16 protein-coding genes are annotated in these 16,254 nt (G+C 47.3%); all 16 read right to left on the bottom strand.

Translation table 11 applies throughout. The features are described from left to right. Window positions 1-77 precede the first annotated feature (77 nt). The gene (locus tag ACXAH6_RS02390; protein ID WP_474875019.1) at window positions 78-644 is read right to left on the bottom strand and encodes a pyridoxamine 5'-phosphate oxidase family protein; all 567 of its coding nucleotides are present in this window, start codon (window positions 642-644) and stop codon (window positions 78-80) included. After that, complete coding sequence (locus ACXAH6_RS02385) at window positions 620-1,432, bottom strand: TatD family hydrolase (RefSeq protein ID WP_474875018.1); 813 nt, start codon at window positions 1,430-1,432, stop codon at window positions 620-622. Before ACXAH6_RS02385 ends, ACXAH6_RS02390 begins: the two co-directional genes overlap by 25 nt. A gap of 11 nt (window positions 1,433-1,443) precedes the next feature. Then, entirely contained in the window at window positions 1,444-2,328 is an 885-nt protein-coding gene (holB, locus tag ACXAH6_RS02380) for a DNA polymerase III subunit delta' (RefSeq protein WP_474875017.1), read from the bottom strand. Further along, on the bottom strand, window positions 2,319-2,942 hold the full coding sequence (gene tmk / locus ACXAH6_RS02375) for a dTMP kinase (protein WP_474875016.1): 624 nt from the start codon (window positions 2,940-2,942) through the stop codon (window positions 2,319-2,321). The genes holB and tmk overlap by 10 nt, the downstream gene beginning before the upstream one ends. A gap of 17 nt (window positions 2,943-2,959) precedes the next feature. Next, a complete protein-coding gene (gene mltG / locus ACXAH6_RS02370) occupies window positions 2,960-3,973 on the bottom strand; it encodes an endolytic transglycosylase MltG (protein ID WP_474875015.1) in 1,014 nt (337 codons plus the stop codon). Continuing rightward, window positions 3,954-4,781, bottom strand: coding sequence for an aminodeoxychorismate lyase (gene pabC / locus ACXAH6_RS02365; protein ID WP_474875014.1), 828 nt, complete (start codon window positions 4,779-4,781; stop codon window positions 3,954-3,956). The genes mltG and pabC overlap by 20 nt, the downstream gene beginning before the upstream one ends. 118 nt (window positions 4,782-4,899) lie before the next feature. Continuing rightward, on the bottom strand, window positions 4,900-6,138 hold the full coding sequence (gene fabF / locus ACXAH6_RS02360) for a beta-ketoacyl-ACP synthase II (RefSeq protein WP_474875013.1): 1,239 nt from the start codon (window positions 6,136-6,138) through the stop codon (window positions 4,900-4,902). A 79-nt stretch (window positions 6,139-6,217) separates the two neighbouring features. Further along, window positions 6,218-6,457 (bottom strand): acyl carrier protein, encoded by a 240-nt coding sequence (gene acpP, locus ACXAH6_RS02355; protein ID WP_018981476.1) that lies wholly within the window; start codon window positions 6,455-6,457, stop codon window positions 6,218-6,220. A 200-nt stretch (window positions 6,458-6,657) separates the two neighbouring features. Next, on the bottom strand, window positions 6,658-7,398 hold the full coding sequence (fabG, locus tag ACXAH6_RS02350) for a 3-oxoacyl-ACP reductase FabG (protein WP_474875012.1): 741 nt from the start codon (window positions 7,396-7,398) through the stop codon (window positions 6,658-6,660). A gap of 20 nt (window positions 7,399-7,418) precedes the next feature. Next, window positions 7,419-8,354 carry an ACP S-malonyltransferase gene (gene fabD, locus ACXAH6_RS02345; protein WP_474875011.1) on the bottom strand — a complete coding sequence of 312 codons (936 nt, stop codon included), beginning with the start codon at window positions 8,352-8,354 and terminating at the stop codon, window positions 7,419-7,421. Window positions 8,355-8,397: 43 nt separating this feature from the next. Next, window positions 8,398-9,363, bottom strand: a complete 966-nt coding sequence (locus tag ACXAH6_RS02340; RefSeq protein ID WP_474875010.1) for a beta-ketoacyl-ACP synthase III — start codon at window positions 9,361-9,363, stop codon at window positions 8,398-8,400. Beyond that, the gene (gene plsX, locus ACXAH6_RS02335) at window positions 9,360-10,379 is read right to left on the bottom strand and encodes a phosphate acyltransferase PlsX (protein WP_474875009.1); all 1,020 of its coding nucleotides are present in this window, start codon (window positions 10,377-10,379) and stop codon (window positions 9,360-9,362) included. The genes ACXAH6_RS02340 and plsX overlap by 4 nt, the downstream gene beginning before the upstream one ends. A gap of 23 nt (window positions 10,380-10,402) precedes the next feature. Further along, entirely contained in the window at window positions 10,403-10,573 is a 171-nt protein-coding gene (gene rpmF / locus ACXAH6_RS02330) for a 50S ribosomal protein L32 (RefSeq protein ID WP_474875008.1), read from the bottom strand. 3 nt (window positions 10,574-10,576) lie between these two features. Continuing rightward, window positions 10,577-11,104, bottom strand: coding sequence for a 23S rRNA accumulation protein YceD (gene yceD, locus ACXAH6_RS02325; RefSeq protein WP_474875007.1), 528 nt, complete (start codon window positions 11,102-11,104; stop codon window positions 10,577-10,579). Between the two features lie 100 nt (window positions 11,105-11,204). Further along, entirely contained in the window at window positions 11,205-13,445 is a 2,241-nt protein-coding gene (locus ACXAH6_RS02320; protein WP_474875006.1) for a membrane dipeptidase, read from the bottom strand. 18 nt (window positions 13,446-13,463) lie between these two features. Further along, window positions 13,464-15,995 carry a TonB-dependent receptor gene (locus ACXAH6_RS02315; RefSeq protein ID WP_474875005.1) on the bottom strand — a complete coding sequence of 844 codons (2,532 nt, stop codon included), beginning with the start codon at window positions 15,993-15,995 and terminating at the stop codon, window positions 13,464-13,466. Window positions 15,996-16,254 lie beyond the last annotated feature (259 nt).

The raw sequence follows: 16,254 nt of genomic DNA, 5'->3' as shown, positions 1-16,254 counted from the left end.
ACATAAACAAGCAAAGCCCGCGTCTTCAACAACGCGGGCTTTTTTGATTCAAAAGACAAACGAAAACTACTGAGACCCTAAGGGATCACTGCTTGCCAGTTCCAGTGCCCACTTGCCGTGAGTGCATGTAACTCACGATACTGAGGGTTACCCCGTAGATTGAGATAATCCACTTGGTTTGGCTTCAGTAAAATCAAACAAAAATGCCGAGGTAACATATCAACACTGCCATCTTTCACCTCTAATCCATGATGGCAATCGTGGCGCTTGCTTTTAGGTTCTCCCCAAAGAAATTGCTGTCGCGCCGCTAGAGACAAACTCTCCCAGGCTAATTGGCAACGGTTTTCGTCTTCACCAACGGTCACCACATGCGCAGTGACATTTAATCGATACTGCTCACGAGATTTGGCAAAATACCAACAAATAGCGGCCTGGAGGTTACCTGCTAGTTCTTTAATTTTGGGCGTACGAGAATCTGAAATGACCGTAATAGCCCCCGTTTCGGGGTCTATACCGCGATACACCACAGTACGCACTTGTGGTAAGCCATTAGCATCCACGGTTGCGAGCTGAAAATAACGGCTCTCAGGCTCGCTTCGCGTTTGATGTAAGCTGCGTGTTAGCCGTTGACGCCAGTCTGACATGTCGCTACCCGCTGGTTGGCTTGAGTGACACCCGAAAACAAGGTGTAGAAGTTTTGCGTAGTCGCTTCGGCAAGCTCTTTCACGCTAACCCCTTTTAACTCGGCAATAAACTCAGCCACTTCCACCACAAAACCCGGCTGGTTTTGTTTGCCACGATGCGGCACAGGCGCTAGCCAAGGAGAATCCGTTTCAATCAATAAACGATCTAAGGGGATTGCCTTAACCACTTCACGCAAATCTTTGGCAGATTGAAAAGTCACAATGCCCGAAATGGAAATGTAAAAGCCCATCTCTATAGCAGCTTGAGCCATATCTAAACTCTCGGTAAAGCAATGTAATACACCGATAGTCTCAGGGGCCTTGTGCTCTTTCAACAGGGCGATAGTGTCTTCTCGCGCATCACGGGTATGAATGATGAGAGGCTTGTTAAGTGCGTTGGCCACTTTAATGTGGTCGATAAAGCTGGTTAACTGTACCGCTTTGGTCTCTTCACTGTAGAAGTAGTCTAAACCGGTTTCGCCAATTGCCACCACTTTTTCATCACTGGCAGCAGCCAACAGCTCGTCATAGCTGCACGCCTCATCTTGATGTAACGGATGCACACCACAAGAAACCGATACATCGTCAAATTCAGACACTGTTTGGGCCATCGCGGGATAATCATTCACCGACACAGACACACATAAAAAATGCTCCACCCCTCGCTGGCGTGCAAATGACAAGGTCTCTCGTAATTCTTCGGGTGACTGCTTGAGTCGATCTAAATGGCAATGAGAATCTACAAACAAAATAAACCTGCTTAAACCTGTTTCAATAAAAGTAATACATCGTTGAGTACCAGTACTTTGTTCACACCGGGGTGAAGAAGCGTTTCACTGGCCTTAATGCATTGTTGATAAATAAGATACTGCTCACTACGTTGTTGTTCAATATGACGATCACGTACATACATCTGACACCAACGAACAATTTCCTGAGCGTTACTCTGCCATTTGTTCGCCAGTGTTAAACTGGAAGTGGCGCCCCGTAGCAATGTTTCCAACCCTGATTGGAAATCGGCATAGGTAAATTGATCACCCTCGGCTAGTGCCGCTTGTACGCGCAGAGGAGCACCGCCATAAGCGGCCAACAGCGCTTCATCGGCGTCGTGCACGCCTTGTTGCTGTAACCAGGTCAGGCTTTGCGATGCCGATGGCTTAGCCAAGGTTAACTTTTCACAACGACTCAGTATAGTCGGCAATAAAGCCTGTAACTTTTCAGTCAATAATAACAAATAAGTGTTAGGCGTTGGTTCTTCCAACGTCTTTAACAACGCATTAGAAGCCGCCTCAGTCATCGAATCGGCTTTCGGAATAATCAACACTTTATTCCCGCCAAGCTGAGCTGTGCCGGTAAACTTCGCGATGACTTCGCGAATTCTATCAACACCAATTTGCTTGTCGCTTTCAATTTTCATGAAATCGGCATGACTGCCAGCAGCAACAAGGTGACAACTTTGACAGTGACCACAAGGACCAAGGCTCGACGGCTTTTGACACAACAAGCTATGCGCCAGTGCGTCGGCAAAACCTTCTTTACCCATACCCGCAGGTGCGTTAATCAATAGCCCATGATGCAAGCGCCCGCTGAGCAGCCGCCCCAATTCTCGTTGAAAGTCTTCAGCTAACCACGGCATTACTGACATTGAACAAATTGCTCCACTGCCTGTATAACATCTTTGTGTACCGCGTCCATCGCCTGCATGGCATTAATGGTCACAATGGTATCGTCTGCTTCGGCAAGTTCCAGGTAACGCGCTCGCGTACGCTCGAAAAAACTCAGCCCAGACAACTCTATGCGATCCAATTCGCCACGGCCCCTTGCTCTCGCCAGACCCGCTGCGGGTTCAACGTCGAGATATAAAGTAAGATCGGGTTTAAAACCTTGAAGCGTAATATCGCGAATCCCTTGCATCAAAGCTTGATTCACACCACGCCCGCCACCTTGATAGGCTTGTGAAGATAAGTCATGACGATCGCCTATCACCCACTGGCCTTCAGCGAGTGCGGGCTTAATCACATTCGTGAGTAGTTGTACCCGTGCTGCATACATCAGCATCAATTCGGTTTCTTCCGCTACGTTTTCATCCCACGGCTTCTTCACGCACTCTCGAATGGCCTCAGCCATGGGCGTGCCACCGGGTTCACGGGTACATGACACCGTGTGCCCTTGTTCTTGCAAATACGCTGCAATCAATTGAATAACAGAGCTTTTTCCTGCACCTTCAAGCCCTTCAATAACGATAAATTTGCCGCTCATTTGCCCGAGTAATCCTTTTATTGTTTTAGTTGATATTGCTTAACCGCTTGATTATGTTGTTCAAGGGTATCTGAAAAATAATGACTGCCGTCGCCTTTCGCCACAAAATACAGTGCCGATGTGGCTTGTGGATGTAAAGCGGCATTGATGGCAGCTCGCCCCGCCATGGCAATGGGCGTTGGCGGCAAGCCTTTAATTACGTAGGTATTATACGGTGTTTTTTCCCGTAAGTGGGCGCGCGTTAAATTACCGTCGAATCGCTCGCCAAGACCGTAGATGACGGTCGGGTCGGTTTGCAAACGCATATGCTCGTCCAACCTATTAACAAAGACACCCGCAATTAATGCACGCTCACTGGGTACGGCAGTTTCTTTTTCGATAATCGACGCCATGATCAAGGCATCATAAGGCGTTGCATAAGGTAACAGTGGTTGTCGCGCTTGCCATGCCTGCTCTAACCAAACAACCATACCTTGCATGGCGCGCTCTAATATCTTGCTGGCGGGTGTTTTCGCTGTAAAATGGTACGTATCTGCCAGTAACAAGCCTTCTAAATGACTAGGCTTGTCGCCCCATTTCGTCGGCCATTGGGCTAGTATATTCGCGAGCTTTTGCTCGGTTAAATCGTTTGTTAGGTGTGCCGTTGTAGACAACGTATCAAGCCATTGTGCCAAGGTTAGCCCTTCCACCATAGCCACACTAAATTGATATTCGGCACCAGACACTAACGCTTGCATTGCCTCAGACAACGTCATTGATGGCTGCAGTTGATAAGTACCAGCTTTGATGTGCTGGCCCTCAAAGTAGAGTTTTAACCACACCTTAACTGCCAACTTCGGCTGCGTTAACCAATGCTGTTGCTGCCATCTCGCAATTATTTTATGCCCCGTATCGCCTTGTTCTACGGTTACCAATGTCGGTTCGGTCATATTAAGTGGCGTAGCAAACCACTTTTGCCACTGCCACACGCCAATAATGGCCACCAACATCGTCATCGACAACAGTATTAGGCTAACCCGTAAAAACTTCATCTTCATCCTGAATATCGACGCTAAATTGCGTATTTAATTGACTTACCGGTGCAAGGTCAAAAGCATAACGCTGTTCTTCATTAATGAGATATTTAACCGGCATCAACCCCATCAAAGCATTGCACGTAAACATAGCCGTTGCGCCTTCTAGGGCGGCTAAGGAATATTGACCAACCGAGACTTTTATCGCTTGCTTCTCTGCCCAATCGAGAAAATAAGCGCGCATCACCCCAGCAACTCCGGCAAACGCCAATGACGGCGTAAACCATTCACCCTTTTTAAGCCAAAACACATTGGCAGCAGACGCTTCAACAATAAAACCTTGGCTATCGAGCACTAATGCATCGTGTTCTTGGTACTTAGCGAGGCCTTGTTTCACCAACACTTGTTCTAAGCGGTTTGCATGCTTTAAGCCTGCCAGTAAAGGTTGTTGGGCAAGCTTTACGTAGCTCACTCGAAGTCCGATGCCTTGTTGTTTCCACTCATCGTAAAAGCTGGGGCTATGATGCTGTGATACACAAATGTTAGGGGCAACTGCTTCATCTCTAGCGTAACCACGCCCTCCCTCACCGGCGCTGATCAAAACTTTAAGCACACCGCTATACCCCTGCGGCATTTGTTGCTGAATAACCGAGAGAATATCACGTTCATTGAGAGTAAGACCCAAGCGCGCACCGTCGTGTAACAAGCGCGCCAAATGGTAACGAAACAAGGCAATACGCCCTTGCTTCACTGCCATAGTGGTAAACAGCCCGTCACCATAATTAGCAACGCGGTCGTTATTAGCAAAAGAGGAAATTAGCTGCATTTACGGAGCTGATTTATATATTTCATGCCTTTATTGTACCAACTCAACATGGCTTCACAAACAAAAAAAGGGGAAGCGTATGTTGCTTCCCCTTCGTATTTCTTACTTAGCTGCAATATTACAAACGCTTGAAAATTAACGAGCCGTTCGTTCCACCGAAACCAAATGAATTACACAAAGCGTAATCTTGTTCGAAACCTTTTGCTTTATGTGGCACAAAGTCTAAATCACAACCTTCACCTGGGTTATCCAAGTTGATCGTTGGTGGCGCGACTTTATCACGCAAAGCCAAAATGGTGAAAATAGCTTCTACTGCACCCGCTGCACCGAGTAAATGACCGGTCATTGACTTGGTAGAGCTAACAAGTACGTCTTTCGCTTGTTCACCAAAAACGCGCTTCACAGCCGCTACTTCAGCAACGTCACCAGCTGGCGTCGATGTACCATGAGCATTAATATAACCCACAACTTCTGGGCTAATGTTTGCATCATTAAAGGCATTTTCCATCGCTGCCGCTGCGCCTTCACCATCTTCTGGTGGCGACGTCATGTGATAAGCATCACCGCTCATGCCAAAACCAACCAGTTCTGCATAAATGGTAGCGCCACGCGCTTTCGCTGATTCATACTCTTCGAGCATGATCACACCCGCGCCCTCACCCATCACGAAACCATCTCGGTCTTTATCCCAAGGGCGACTCGCGGCCTGAGGATCGTCATTGCGTGAAGACAACGCGCGGGCAGAAGCAAAGCCTGCAATGCCCAAAGGTGTAATTGACGCTTCTGCACCGCCGGCTAACATGGCATCAGCATCGCCATACGCAATTGTGCGCGCAGCAATGCCAATGTTATGAACACCAGTTGTACACGCTGTCACTACGTTTAGGTTCGGCCCTTTCAACCCCGACATGATCGACAAAAAGCCAGAAATCATGTTGGTAATTGTTGAAGGAACAAAAAACGGAGACACTCGCTTCGGGCCACTATTGGTTAACTTCGTGTGGTTTTGTTCAATTAAGTCCAAACCACCAATCCCTGAACCAATAGCAACACCAACGCGATGTGCGTTGTCAGCAGTAACGGCCAAACCTGAATCAGCTAACGCTTGTTTACCCGCTGCAATACCCAGCTGAATAAACCGATCCATTTTTTTGGCTTCTTTTTTGTCAATGTATTCCTGCGGGTCAAAATCGTTGATCTGACCTGCAAAACGTGTAGAAAAGTTACTGCAATCAAAATGCGTGATCTCGCCGATCCCACTCTCACCTGCCAAGCAGCGTTCCCAGGTTTTATCAACCGTCAAACCAAGAGGAGATAGCATGCCAAGACCAGTAACTACGACGCGACGTTTTGTCACAGAAAGCCCTCGCATTGAAAAATTAGGTAGGTAAACAGAAAAACGGCTCTGAGCGAGCCGTTTTTACAAGAAAAGATGCTTACGCGTCTTTGTTTGCGTTGATGTAGTCGATTGCTGACTGAACAGTTGTGATTTTTTCTGCTTCTTCGTCAGGAATCTCAGTATCGAATTCTTCTTCCAACGCCATTACCAACTCAACTGTGTCAAGTGAATCAGCGCCCAAGTCATCTACAAAAGAGGCTTCTGATTTTACTTCTTCTTCTTTCACGCCAAGTTGCTCAACGATGATCTTTTTAACGCGCTCTTCAATGTTACTCATAATTCTAGGTTTCCCTTAACGTCACTAGATATCTATAAAAAAGTGCCGCTAGTTTATTTTGCAAGTCACAGCCTTGCAAGTTTCAGAGCTATTTAAATCTCTGGTCAAACCAGCGAACCACTCCAGTCTAATAAACAAAAATTTTACAATCAAGCATTATACCCGCCCCGACCCAACATACTAGTCGGACAACACGAGTATTAGCTCATGAACATACCACCGTTTACGTGAATTGTCTCACCGGTGATATAAGCCGCACCATCACTAACCAAAAAGGCTACTGTTGATGCAATTTCTTCTGGCTGACCTAAGCGATTTGCCGGGATATCTTTGAAGATGGCTTCTCGCTGTTCGTCGGTCAACGCCTTAGTCATATCAGTATCAATAAAGCCCGGCGCTACCACATTAATGGTAATGCCACGTGAAGCAACTTCACGAGCCATTGATTTACTGAAACCGATAACACCCGCTTTTGCAGCAGCATAGTTTGCTTGTCCTGCATTGCCTGCACTACCGACTACTGAGCCAATATTTACGATACGACCGGCTCTTTTCTTCATCATGCCACGTAATACCGCTTTAGATAAAGTAAAGATTGAAGTTAGGTTGGTATCAATGATGCTCTGCCATTCGTCATCTTTCATGCGCATTAGCAGATTATCACGTGTGATACCGGCATTATTGATCAAAATATCAATACCGCCAAACTCTTCGGCAATGGATTTTACTAACGCATCGACTGCGTCTTTGTCAGTCACGTTGACCGCCATGCCCTTGCCGCCAGATGCAGCAAGATACTCTGAAATCGCAGCGGCGCCGTTTTCGCTAGTTGCAGTACCCACAACCGTTGCGCCCTGCTCTGCAAGTTGTGTCGCGATGGCTTTACCAATGCCACGGCTGGCACCAGTAACTAAAGCAACTTTACCTTGTAAGTGACTCATTGTTTATCCTGTTTAAAATATTACTCTTCGCTGAATAATGCAGAAACCGTGTCAGGCGTGTTCACTGCCACCGCTTCCAATGATTTGTCTATGCGCTTCACCAAGCCGGTCAATACCTTACCTGGACCTACCTCAACAATTTTGTCGATGCCTTCAGCCGCTAGTGCTTCTACGGTTTTGGTCCACTGTACTGGGCAATAAAGTTGGCGTACCAATGCGTCGCGAATAGATGCAGCATCGTCTTCTATTTTCACGTCAACGTTATTCACCACCTTAACCTGTGGTGCAAGAATGGTTGCCTTTTCAAGGGCATCACCAAGTGAGTCAGCAGCTGGGCGCATCAATTCACAATGTGAAGGTACGCTAACCGGCAATGGCAATGCGCGTTTCGCGCCCGCTTCTTTGCAAGCTGCTGCTGCTTGGTCGGTTGCCTGCTTCTCGCCCGCAATCACCACTTGGCCGGGTGAGTTGTAGTTCACAGGAGCTACCACATCGCCGGTAGCGATCGCGGTTTGCTCACAGATTTCAGCAATCGAAGCATCGTCTAAACCAATAATGGCATACATCGCACCAGCGCCAGCAGGCACTGCTTCTTGCATGTAATTACCGCGCGCTTCAACTAACTTCACAGCTTCAGTGAAAGACAATGCACCAGAACAGACTAACGCTGAGTATTCTCCCAGGCTGTGACCAGCCATGTATTCAACCTCTAAACCTTTAGCCGCCAAAATGCGCCAAATAGCAACGCTCGCAGTTAATAAAGCGGGTTGCGTAATATGCGTTTGATTAAGTTTTCCGTCGGTATCGTTTTGTACCAAATCCCACAAGTCATAACCTAGCGCTTCTGAAGCTTGTGCAAATGTTTCGGTAACGGATTCATATTCGGCTGCCAGTTCTTTAAGCATGCCCACAGTTTGTGAGCCCTGGCCAGGGAATACGCATGCAATGCGTGTCATAATGATTCCTTAATTGTTTTTTTACGGTCAGGAAAAGGTGCGTTTAGTAACGCACAAGTGCTGAAGCCCAAGCGAATCCACCGCCGAATGCTTCCAGCAATAAATGTTGTCCACGTTGAATACGGCCATCTCGAATTGCTGCATCTAGCGCTGTCGGCACAGTTGCAGCTGACGTGTTACCATATTTTTCTAACGTTAGCACGACCTGGTCAAGTGACATATCCAATTTTTTTGCTGTCGCCTTGATAATTCTGAAGTTAGCTTGGTGAGGCACCAACCAATCCAAATCAGACTTCTGCATATTGTTTGCAGCTAGGGTTTGCTCAACCACTTCAGAAAGCTTAGTCACTGCGACCTTGAAAACTTCGTTGCCTTTCATTGCACCCCAGTTTTCATGCACTGACTGCTCGTCGCCACGCGTAGGGTTACCTACGTATAACAAATCGCCGTGTGAGCCTGCAGCATTAATGTGGGTAGACAAAATACCTGGTTCATCACTGGCTTCGATAATTGTTGCACCCGCCGCGTCACCAAACAAAATAACCATAGTGCGATCAGACGGGTCAATAAGGCGACTTAAACAGTCTGTGCCAACCACTAGCACGCGTTTAGCCATACCTGATTTTACGTATTGGTCAGCAACACTCAACGCGTAACAGTAACCTGCACAGGCTGCGGCAACATCAAATGCGGGAATGCCGTCAACATCTAAAATACGTTGAATTTCACAGGCGGTGCTTGGTAGCGCATAACGGCCACTGGTTGTGGCTACCACAATCATATCAAGTGATTTGGCGTCGATGCCCGCTGCATCTAATGCTTGCTTGGCGGCTTCTGCGCCCATGGTGGCCGCAGTTTCATGTTCACCAATAATTCGGCGTTCTTTGATTCCGGTGCGATCCGTGATCCATTCATCACTGGTATCCACCATCAATTCTAAATCTGAATTTGTGCGTATTTCGCTGGGGTAATAACTACCAGTGCCGATAATTCTTGAATATTTGCTCAAAGCTGCTCCAACAATACAGTTTCTATTTTACTTTTTATTTTGTCTGGAACCCCCATTCGGGCTTCCTGCATTGCCTGATGGATTGCGTAGTAAAAAGCATCTGAAGACGCATTTCCATGACTCTTGACAACAATGCCGCGCAATCCTATCAGACTGGCACCATTATACTGGTCGGGGTTCACGCGATTATAGATAGTTTTCAGTAATGGTAAGGCGAATCGCGCCATTAAACGGGTATAAATGTTTAGCTGCGATTGACGTTTAACTTCATTGATCACCAACTTGGCGAGGCCTTCTGACGATTTTAACGCCACATTGCCGGTAAATCCGTCGGTTACCACTACGTCAGCATAATCGGTAAAAATATCATCGCCTTCCACGTAGCCGATGTAATTAAGGCCTTTGGCATCTTTAAACAACTGGTCGGCGTATTTAACCTGCGCATTGCCTTTAATATCTTCTTCACCCACATTGAGCAAAGCCACTCTTGGAGATGGAATACCAGCAATTTCTTGCGCCAACACTGACCCCATCACTCCATACTGGAATAATATTTCAGAGGTACAGTTAACGTTTGCGCCTAGGTCGAGCAAAAACACCTTGTGGTGGCTCGCAGTGGGCATTGCAGACACTAACCCCGGACGGTCGATACCCGGCAAGGTTTTTAGTACATAATAAGCTAACGTAAGCAATGCACCCGTATTGCCTGCGCTCACACACGCATCGGCTTCACGCTGTTCTACTAATTCAAGTACACGGCGCATTGAAGAATGTTTTTTAGTACGTAAAGCACTGGTTGGGGCTTCCCCCATTTCAACCACTTGTTCGCAATGCTCAACACTCACCCGCGCACGCTCTTCCGCGCTTAAGCTTGCAATAGCTGGATGAATAACATCACGATGCCCGCAGAGGACAAAATTGAAATCGGTGTGTTTACGAATTGCCTTGAGACAGGCAGAAAGGATAACAGGGGGACCATGATCGCCCCCCATGATATCTAACGCGATGGTTAGCATAGACAAACTGTCAAACCGGGCTATTAAGCACCGACGACTTTTTTGCCTTTGTAGTAACCGTCAGCAGTCACGTGGTGACGACGGTGAGTTTCGCCCGACGTTGAATCGACAGACAAAGTCGCGCCTGTCAATGCATCGTGTGAACGACGCATACCGCGCTTGCTACGCGTTTTACGATTTTGTTGTACTGCCATAATTTACTCCTGGTCTCGCTTAAGTTCTTTCAAAACCGCGAAAGGGTTTGGTCGCTCTTGTTCCGGTTCGATTTCACCGAACTGCATATCATCACTGCTGACATTGCACGCTTCCTCTGCATGAAAGGGCACAATTGGCAACGACAGTATTAGCTCGTCTTCAAATAATTGAAATAAATCGATCTCTCCGTGGTCGTTGACCTCTACCGGATCGTAAGCTTCGGGTAATGCCTCGGCATCTTGTTGTCCCTGCACTGGACTAAAACAAAATGATGCTTGGAGGTTCACCTCGAAAGGTTCATTACACCTCTGACAGATAAGTGTTACATTAGTTTCAAGCTGGCCGTGAAATACAGTAAGACCCTGCGCGTCTTTTTCGAACTGTAGTTCCGCGTCAACATATTCGTCGCAAGCGACGACTGAACCGCTAAGGCGAGCCAAATCTTTAGACGCAACAACACCCCGATAATCGGAGCGTTTCATTGCACTTTTGACAGGATCAACCTGTTGCGGGAGTTTCACTTTCTGCATAGGGCGCGCATATTATAGCGTACCGCCATTTCTGTCAAAGGTTTAATGACTGAAAAACGCCATTTATCCACGAATGGTGCATTGCCCAGCTATACACTGATTATTGTGCCCCGCTGTACTGTGAAGCTGCCTGCCACATTTGCGTAAAATACCCCGCCGAGCGATAGACAGATTCTAACTCTGACCGTTTCACGCCTTGTTGACGTAAATCCTCAAAAAATTCGGGCATTAACCCAATATGAGACAAGCCTTGGGTATTGTAATCAAAGGTTCGCGTTCCTAGCTGATACGGCGAGGTAAAGGTCACACTCTGATTTTGTGTCGCAGGCGTAATTAATGCTGTGTCTGGCGCAAATGGATAACTGACCTTGGAACTGTCGGGTTGCACAATAGCGCTGTTAACGCCACCAGCACATGCGTCTTCTCCAAATCGCGGCCCAGGTAAATGAGCAAAGCCATTAAAGTCAGAACCAATAGTAAGCTGACCTTGATTAACCCCACTGCCTAACAACGACTGCATATATAAGTATGATTGTGCAAACGTCTGGCTCGTACCACCACATGCATGAGCAATGTACGACGCATCGCCCCGCCACTCAGCTGTTTCCTCTCGATTGCCCTGCCCTAATATGAGCCCGACCATACCACCAAGAGCCGTAATACGCTGCAGGTCAGTGCCAGAGATATTGCCTTCGTGACGATTTGCTCCGTTAGCCATATCGTACAAACCTGTGTGCCCTACGGCGACGCCTGGATAATTCGCTTGCTCAAAAATATCTAACGCGCTGGAGAAGGTTTTCGCTGACATATGACCCACATCGACCATCATTCCCTTGTTCATCAGTGCATTTAACATCACTGAGCCAGTGCTGGTTAACCCTTCGACATTGCAATCTTGTCCGTAGTGTTTGCAATCGTAACTGTCTCCACTCGCCAAGATGTTATACAAGGCAGCACCACCGAAACCATTGGTTTTAAGGTGCACGGGAAAAACGTACCGAATTCCTAAGTCATAAAGTGCGTTCACGCCCGACTCTATGGTAGTGGGGTCACAAGATGTGGGGGTACAACCGATAAGGTAATCCACCTCAGACCCGAGAATAACGGCTAACTTTCCTGCGGCAATTACGCTTTGCGCTTGTGCTGGCGATGTCACGATCCGAAACCACCCTTGCCCCGGCCCGCCGTATTGGTTGTCTACCCATTCCTCCATTGCGTACACGGCTTGAGTTTGCCTTACCAAGGTCGCCATGTCGTCGAGATCATAAATGGGGTTTTCCGCAATCGAAATACCTTTAATAATATCCGGTAGTCCATTGTCAGTAGCGCCAAACATATAATCACCGTTAACCGCCAGTACCACCATGGCTCGTAATCCGCCTTCATACGCGCGTTTTAACCATTCGTAATACATGGTTTGGTGAGTGTAACTATTATAGGCGGGCCAAAAGCTAAACTCACTGTACCCGTTATTGTCGTGCGTCGCAGACCCGAGAGCTGCAGAGGCGATATCCACCAAGTCGTCTTGTAAAATGGCTTCCACACGGCCGTGGCCTTCAGCGTGAGCGTCATCGTCTCCACTTGGACAATCCGCTAATGCATCCGCCACATTACCATAGGGTTCGCCATGAAAAATAATGCCACCAAAACCGAGGTGAGCCATTAAATGCGCATGTAAATCTACATAGCCTGTTAATGGCGTTGTGGTATCGGCAAGCCCGTCTTCTGCGCCTCGGGTATACGTGTATCCAGTAGCCTCACATTGAGAATCTGCTACATACCATTCGCCCCATATCCCCATTGCACCTTCGTTTACACAAGCGTCAGGCGTGTCGAATGTCTGACCTGCAAGAGTCATGGGCATTGCAGCACAAGCTTCTTCCCAACTCATTCCGGCCACATTCCACAAACGAGAAGAGTATTTACGCTTGCCCGCATGTTCACCACTAGCCACACAACCGTCGTCCTGATGGGTATAATAATCCGTACCCACCAATGCCGCCCAATTGGCCTCGCAGGCGTTGTCAGACACGTCAAACTCGCCCCACATATTCAAGCCGTTATTCACACACCGAGTGGGACTATCGAAGGTTTCGCCATTAATCGTCGCCCCCATTGACGCACAGGTGTCTTCCCAGCTCTGTCCCCACGGAATGTCGTGTAAAATAGCCGAGTATTGGCGCTTTCCCGGCATAATTTGCGTACAGGCGTCGGCGCTAAACTCTCCCCAGTAGGGATCCGCGTGGGCGCTGAAAACCGCACCACAACACCAAATACCTACAATAATACGCGTTAAACCGTTACTGCTGGTTTTGCGCAAATGCTGATTCCAATTAAGCATATGCTGCCCCCTTTTGGGTTAGTAACGGTATCGTACGTCGATACCAAATGTTCTAGGGTCGCTCACGCGTAATGTTGGCGTGCCGAGTATTTCAGCAGCAAACCCACCCAAGTTGTAATACGTCGTATTGTCTAACAGGTTGTTGCCCCATAACGCCAACTCCCACTCGCCTGACGCGCTTGTCCAACTTACCCGAGTGTTGAGTCGTTTGGTATCGTCAAAAAAGCCCGGGATCGAATAGGCAATGGGCAATAAGTCCACATCGTCCTCAGCGGTGTTTTCTTCAAAGTAATAATCTAAGTGTACTTTGAACTCGCCACCAAACATTGTGTAATCCGGCAACCAATCGGCGGTTATCGTGTAAGTAGTAGCAGACGTGGCGGTATTTGAATCAGTTTGTAACTCACCCATGTAGTTATAGTAGGGTTCCCACGTTGAGTCGGTATCACGGTACTCAGTAATCAGTGAGAACTTCATGGTGTCAGTCGCTTGCCAATCAAGTAACAACTCCGCGCCCAGAATATCCTGCTCGCCGTTGATAATAATGGGTACTAAACCAGCCGACCCTTCAAGCTGACTGTTTACACTCAATTGTCGCCCATCAATACTCATGTCGTACACACTCAGTTGCACGCGGAATACATCGTATAAGTCGGCCTTGTAGCCTAATTCCAAGTTAGTGATATCTTCTGGATCAAATGGGTCCGCTGCGGTAGTGGGGTCAAGTGAATCGAATCCCCCGGCTTTGTAACCGGTAGAATAAGACAAGTACAACAGTTGGTCTTCATCTATGGCATAGTGAGTTAACACCCGACCGGTGAGTTTTTTCCACTCTTTATCAGCTTGCAAATCATCGATTAGCGGAAACAAATTATCGATCATGGTAGGTAAACTGAGACCCGCTAACGTGTTTTCGGTTATTTGCCAGCTAAATTGTTTTTTGTCGATGCTATAACGCAAGCCAAAAGCAATGCCCCATTGTTCGGTGATCTGATAGTCGACATCAGAATAGATACCGTAGCTTTTAAACTCGCCGTCATTCTCAATATTCTCGCCCCAGAGTTGCCCTGCATAACTCGGCCCTAATAGCGCACTCTCACCTAGCCCAGCGGCCAGTGTGTCATAGGTAATATCTCCAGTGGCAGAGATAATCGCCGGCAATTCAGGCGCGAATGCCGATGTGCCTAACGCGCTCAGTAATTCGCCCACACTTGGGTCTACACTAGACATCACACTTAATAAGGTTGCCCAATCATTCGGCTCCCAAATGTGATCAACCGGTAATCCCATTGCTGCAATCATTTCATCTGGATAATCATATGCTTGCAGCGCGCCGATAATAGAGTCGTTCAACCCTTCAGTGATCAAGCGCGTGACTGTGTCTGTCGTGAGATTCACAGTGGTTCGCTGATACACACTTTCTTCACTGTAGGTTACCCCAGCAACAAAGCTGACTTTATCGTTTTGATAATTAAGTTGTAGCTCGTTGTAGAAAATATCGGAATCTTCCACGTTGATGGTATCAACATAACGGGTGCTGTCAGCAGTGCCATCAGTGTCATCACGACCCGACACCTCCCACTCGCGGTAGCTGCTCACCCACTTCCCAGACCATGCATCATTAAACGTATGATTTAACTTCATGGTCACTGCACTCATATCACGAGATTCATGCCCGTCTTCAACGTCGCTTGCCATTTTACGAGAACCAGGATTTTGATTGTATGCGTATTCGCTCACCCCTATTTGTGCAGCGTAGCCTTGGTCTAGGTTATCCCAGTCATAGGATATTTGCAGATCCGTATTATCTGAAATCACCCATTTCAATGCCGCTCTGGCCGCTTGTTGATCACGGTTGCCTAGCTCTTCACCTGAATAATCCTGATACATGTTGTCGATGTATGAATCACGCTGGTTACTGATCGCATTTACGCGCAAATACACGTCGTCACTCAACGGGATATTAACCATGCCTTCATAACGTTGAAGTTGGTAGTTGCCCAGGCGCACATTGAAAAAGCCTTCTAATTCTCCATCCGGTTGATTGGGGAACAAGCTCACCACACCCGCTGCGGCATTCTTGCCAAATAGCGTACCTTGTGGTCCCTTCAACACTTCAATGCGTTGTAAATCGGAGAACATCACACTTTGAGCTGCGCGCGGTAAGTACACATCATCGAAAAATATGGCTACCGATGGATCACCACCTGTGCTGATGTTACTACTGGAAATCCCCCGCATTGTCGCGGTGGCCTGAACCACGTCGTTCCTGCTAAACGAAAAGCCTGGCGTGTAGGTTGCAATGTCTCCTAACGCCACTGACCCCGTATCTTTTAAAAGCTCTGCCCCAATGGCGTCGACCGCCAACGGCACTTCCATCACACTCTGACTGCGTTTTTGCGCCGTCACAGTGATCACTTCTTTCGACTGAGACTCGCTTTCTTCGCTTTGTTGAGCAAACACGCCAGCTGAATTGAACGCAAAGCCTGACATCACTGCCAATGTTAGCGGCCGTAAAACGAACCGCTTGTCTTGTTGATGCTTTCTCATTTTTTTCATCCCTTTTTACGTTTCACCACATAACTGAGCGAGTGCTCGCTCCAACACTATTTATTGGTTTACCGAGTCGCTGTTCATATTTCAAGCAATATTTTTAATATTTTCAAAAAAAGTTGATAAAAACTTCATAAAACCACGTAAAAAGCATTGTTTTAACGATAAATTTACCTAGTTCTCGAAAATTTTATTGCAGATTTAAATCACTATTTAGAAAAAAAATAACAAAAGCCTTTGACACAACAATGGATTG

The sequence above is a fragment of the Alteromonas sp. ABE4_545 genome, assembly GCF_056161325.1.
The sequence above is the reverse complement of the archived record's forward strand: the minus strand, read 5'-3'. Positions and strand labels throughout refer to the sequence as shown.

Excerpts from the sequence above, each read along its gene's own strand:
- tmk (WP_474875016.1), bottom strand. The coding sequence starts at position 2,942 with ATGAGCGGCAAATTTATCGTTATTGAAGGGCTTGAAGGTGCAGGAAAA.
- ACXAH6_RS02320 (WP_474875006.1), bottom strand. The coding sequence starts at position 13,445 with ATGCTTAATTGGAATCAGCATTTGCGCAAAACCAGCAGTAACGGTTTA.
- ACXAH6_RS02390 (WP_474875019.1), bottom strand. The coding sequence starts at position 644 with ATGTCAGACTGGCGTCAACGGCTAACACGCAGCTTACATCAAACGCGA.
- plsX (WP_474875009.1), bottom strand. The coding sequence starts at position 10,379 with ATGCTAACCATCGCGTTAGATATCATGGGGGGCGATCATGGTCCCCCT.
- rpmF (WP_474875008.1), bottom strand. The coding sequence starts at position 10,573 with ATGGCAGTACAACAAAATCGTAAAACGCGTAGCAAGCGCGGTATGCGT.
- ACXAH6_RS02315 (WP_474875005.1), bottom strand. The coding sequence starts at position 15,995 with ATGAGAAAGCATCAACAAGACAAGCGGTTCGTTTTACGGCCGCTAACA.
- fabD (WP_474875011.1), bottom strand. The coding sequence starts at position 8,354 with ATGACACGCATTGCATGCGTATTCCCTGGCCAGGGCTCACAAACTGTG.
- fabG (WP_474875012.1), bottom strand. The coding sequence starts at position 7,398 with ATGAGTCACTTACAAGGTAAAGTTGCTTTAGTTACTGGTGCCAGCCGT.
- yceD (WP_474875007.1), bottom strand. The coding sequence starts at position 11,104 with ATGCAGAAAGTGAAACTCCCGCAACAGGTTGATCCTGTCAAAAGTGCA.
- pabC (WP_474875014.1), bottom strand. The coding sequence starts at position 4,781 with ATGCAGCTAATTTCCTCTTTTGCTAATAACGACCGCGTTGCTAATTAT.
- acpP (WP_018981476.1), bottom strand. The coding sequence starts at position 6,457 with ATGAGTAACATTGAAGAGCGCGTTAAAAAGATCATCGTTGAGCAACTT.
- mltG (WP_474875015.1), bottom strand. The coding sequence starts at position 3,973 with ATGAAGTTTTTACGGGTTAGCCTAATACTGTTGTCGATGACGATGTTG.
- holB (WP_474875017.1), bottom strand. The coding sequence starts at position 2,328 with ATGTCAGTAATGCCGTGGTTAGCTGAAGACTTTCAACGAGAATTGGGG.